This window comes from Mesorhizobium sp. B2-4-6, assembly GCF_006442775.1.
Taxonomy (GTDB): domain Bacteria; phylum Pseudomonadota; class Alphaproteobacteria; order Rhizobiales; family Rhizobiaceae; genus Mesorhizobium.
Map to the genome: position 1 here is coordinate 1 of NZ_VFVI01000037.1, position 3,333 is coordinate 3,333.

The 3,333-nt window shown below is 65.0% G+C and carries 2 protein-coding genes; both read left to right on the top strand.

Translation table 11 applies throughout. The annotated features are described in order from the left end of the window. Positions 1-2,005, top strand: a 2,005-nt coding sequence (gene glgB / locus FJ957_RS31665; RefSeq protein ID WP_140837551.1) for a 1,4-alpha-glucan branching protein GlgB, incomplete at its 5' end; no start/stop codon positions are given. A gap of 64 nt (positions 2,006-2,069) precedes the next feature. Further along, a partial coding sequence (gene glgC / locus FJ957_RS31670; protein ID WP_140837553.1) for a glucose-1-phosphate adenylyltransferase occupies positions 2,070-3,333 on the top strand: 1,264 nt, incomplete at its 3' end.

A 3,333-nucleotide genomic window follows, 5' to 3' on the forward strand; every position in this document is an offset into this window, starting at 1 on the left:
GCTCTCGCGCCGCGACGATGCCGGCTTCTTCGAGGGCAAGGTCTCGATCCGCAAGCGCCAGCCGCTGCGCTATCACGCCGGCAACGCCGGCGGCGACTGGTGGCTGACCGATCCCTATTCCTTCGGCCCGGTGCTCGGTCCGATGGATGATTATTACATGGCCGAAGGCTCGCATCTGAGGCTGTTCGACAAGCTCGGCGCCCACATCGTCGAACACGAGGGCGCCACCGGCGTGCATTTCGCCGTCTGGGCGCCCAATGCCAGGCGCGTCTCCGTGGTCGGCGCCTTCAACGACTGGGACGGCCGCCGGCACACGATGCGCGACCGCAGGGATACCGGCATTTGGGAATTGTTCATCCCCGATCTCGGCGCGGGCCAGCCCTACAAGTTCGAGATCATCGGGCCCGACGGCGTGCGCCTGCCGCTGAAGGCCGATCCGTTCGCCTTCGAGTCGGAGCTGCGCCCGGCGACCGCCTCGGTGACGGCGCCGCCGATCGCGCATCAGTGGGGCGACGAGGCGCATCGCGGCTATTGGCAGAAGGCCGATCCCCGGCGCGAGGCGATCTCGATCTACGAGGTCCATGCCGGTTCCTGGCAGCGCCGCGACGACGGCACGTTCCTGTCCTGGGACGAGCTGGCCGCGCGGCTCATCCCATACGTGGTCGACACCGGCTTCACCCATATCGAGTTCCTGCCGATCTCGGAGCACCCTTACGATCCGTCCTGGGGCTACCAGACCACCGGCCTTTACGCGCCGTCGGCTCGCTTCGGCGACCCCGACGGCTTCGCCCGCTTCGTCGACGGCGCGCACCGCGCCGGCGTCGGCGTCATCCTCGACTGGGTGCCGGCGCATTTCCCGGTCGACGAGCACGGGCTGGTGAAGTTCGACGGCACCGCGCTCTACGAGCATGCCGATCCGCGCCAGGGTTTCCATCCCGACTGGAACACGGCCATCTACAATTTCGGCCGCCGCGAGGTGGTGTCGTTCCTGGTCAACAACGCGCTGTTCTGGGCCGAGAAGTACCATGTCGACGGCCTGCGCGTCGACGCGGTCGCCTCGATGCTCTACCTCGATTATTCGCGCAAGGCCGGCGAGTGGATCCCCAACGAGAAGGGCGGGCGCGAGAACCTGCAGGCTGTCTCCTTCCTGCAGAAGATGAACAAGGAGGTCTACGGCCACCACCCCGGCGTGATGACGATCGCCGAGGAATCGACCTCATGGCCGAAAGTGTCGCGTCCCGTGCATGAAGGCGGGCTGGGCTTCGGCTTCAAATGGAACATGGGCTTCATGCACGACACGCTGGAGTATCTTTCCAAGGAGCCGATCTTCCGCAAGCACCACCACAACGACATCACCTTCGGCCTGGTCTACGCTTTCTCGGAAAACTTCGTGCTGCCGCTTTCGCATGACGAGGTCGTGCACGGCAAAGGCACGCTGCTCAACAAGATGGCCGGCGACGACTGGCAGAAGTTCGCCACGCTGCGCGCCTATTACGCCTTCATGTGGGGCTATCCCGGCAAGAAGCTCCTGTTCATGGGCCAGGAATTCGCCCAGCGCCGCGAGTGGAGCGAGGAACGCGCGCTCGACTGGAACCTGCTCGAGTTCGCGCCGCATCGCGGCGTCTGGCAGGCGGTGCGGGATTTGAACTACCTCTACCGTTCGCGCCCGGCGCTGCATGCGCGCGATTGCGAGCCGGAGGGCTTCTCCTGGCTGATCGTCGACGACCGCGACAATTCGGTCTTCGCCTGGCTGCGCAGCGCGCCGGACGGCAATTCGGTCGCCGTCGTCGCCAATTTCACGCCGGTGCCGCGCGAGAACTATCGCGTGCCGCTGCCGAAGGCGGGAAAATGGCGCGAAATCATCAATACCGACGCCGAGGCCTATGGCGGCTCCGGCATGGGCAATGGCGGCGTGGTCGAGGCGAGCGGGGAAGGGGGAGGCATATCGGCGACGATGCTCTTGCCGCCGCTGTCGACGATCATGCTGGAATTCGTCGCGGATTGAAGCAGGATGGTGTCTCATCCTGCTCTTGCAACGGTCCGGGCAGCTTGTTTGGGAGGGTAACAAAATGGCAGAGATCAAGAGAACCCAGCCGCTGGCGCGCGATGCCATGGCCTATGTGCTGGCCGGCGGCCGCGGCAGCCGCCTCAGGGAGCTGACCGACCGGCGCGCCAAGCCCGCCGTCTATTTCGGCGGCAAGACGCGCATCATCGATTTCGCCCTCTCCAATGCGCTCAACTCCGGCATCCGCCGCCTCGGCGTCGCCACCCAGTACAAGGCGCATTCGCTGATCCGCCATCTGCAGCGCGGCTGGAACTTCCTGCGGCCCGAGCGAAACGAAAGCTTCGACATCCTGCCGGCATCGCAGCGCGTGTCCGAAACCCAGTGGTATGAAGGCACCGCCGACGCCGTCTACCAGAACATCGACATCATCGAGGCCTACGGCCCCGAATACATGGTCATCCTCGCCGGCGACCACATCTACAAGATGGATTACGAGCTGATGCTGCGCCAGCATGTCGATGCCGGCGCCGACGTCACCGTCGGCTGCCTGGAAGTGCCGCGCATGGAGGCGACCGGCTTCGGCGTCATGCATGTCGACAAGAAGGACAACATCATCGCCTTCGTCGAGAAGCCGGCCGATCCGCCCGGTATCCCCGACAAGCCGGAGTTCGCCCTGGCCTCGATGGGCATCTACGTCTTCAAGACCAAGTTCCTGATGGAGCAGCTGCGCCGCGACGCCGCCGAGCCCGGCTCCAGCCGCGACTTCGGCAAGGACATCATCCCTTACATCGTCCAGCACGGCAAGGCGATCGCTCACCGTTTCGCCAAATCCTGCGTGCGTTCCTCGCACGAGTCCGAGCCCTACTGGCGCGACGTCGGCACGGTGGACGCCTATTGGGAGGCCAATATCGACCTCACCGACATCACGCCCGAGCTCGACCTCTACGACCGCGACTGGCCGATCTGGACCTATGCCGAATTGAAGCCGCCGGCAAAGTTCGTGCATGACGAGGACGGCCGCCGCGGCGAGGCGATCTCCTCGCTGGTCTCCGGCGACTGCATCGTCTCCGGCGCCTCGCTGCGCCGCAGCCTGATCTTCACCGGCGCCCGCATCAATTCCTATTCCAAGCTCGAGGAAGTGGTGATGCTGCCCGACGTCACCGTCGGCCGCAACGCGCACCTCAAGCGCGTCGTCATCGACCATGGCGTCCAGATTCCGGAGGGCCTGGTGGTGGGCGAGGATCCCGCACTCGACGCCAAGCGTTTTCGCGTGTCGGAGAAAGGCATCTGCCTCATCACCCAGGACATGATCAACAAGCTGGCAACCT